The 547-nt window shown below is 47.8% G+C and carries 1 rRNA gene; it reads right to left on the bottom strand.

Annotated elements, in window-relative coordinates:
• Window positions 1-528: ribosomal RNA gene (locus L1D50_RS23315) — 23S ribosomal RNA — on the bottom strand; the annotation flags it as partial.
• Between the last annotated feature and the right edge of the window lie 19 nt (window positions 529-547).

Below are 547 nucleotides of genomic sequence, written 5' to 3'. Positions count from 1 at the left end.
GGCTCCTACTGCTTGTACGTACACGGTTTCAGGTTCTATTTCACTCCCCTCACAGGGGTTCTTTTCGCCTTTCCCTCACGGTACTGGTTCACTATCGGTCAGTTGGGAGTATTTAGCCTTGGAGGATGGTCCCCCCATATTCAGTCAAAGTTTCACGTGCTCCGACCTACTCGATTTCACTTTAGATAAGTTTTTGTGTACGGGACTATCACCCTGTTTCGTCATGCTTTCCAGCATGTTCCACTAACTACACTAAAGCTTAAGGGCTGSTCCGATTTCGCTCGCCGCTACTTTCGGAATCTCGGTTGATTTCTTTTCCTACGGGTACTTAGATGTTTCAGTTCTCCGCGTTCGCCTCGTTAACCTATGTATTCAGTTAACGATACCTGCAAGCAGGTGGGTTTCCCCATTCGGAAATCCTAGTCTCAAGCGCCTCTTACTGGCTTGACTAGGCTTATCGCAAGTTAGTACGTCCTTCATCGCCTCCAACTGCCAAGGCATCCACCGTGTACGCTTAGTCACTTAACCATACAACCCAAAATGGTTT

This window comes from Pseudoalteromonas sp. Isolate6 (genome assembly GCF_022398435.1).
Taxonomy (GTDB): Bacteria; Pseudomonadota; Gammaproteobacteria; order Enterobacterales; family Alteromonadaceae; genus Pseudoalteromonas; species Pseudoalteromonas galatheae.
Note: the sequence above shows the minus strand (reverse complement) of the source record. Positions and strands in the feature narration are given on the sequence as shown.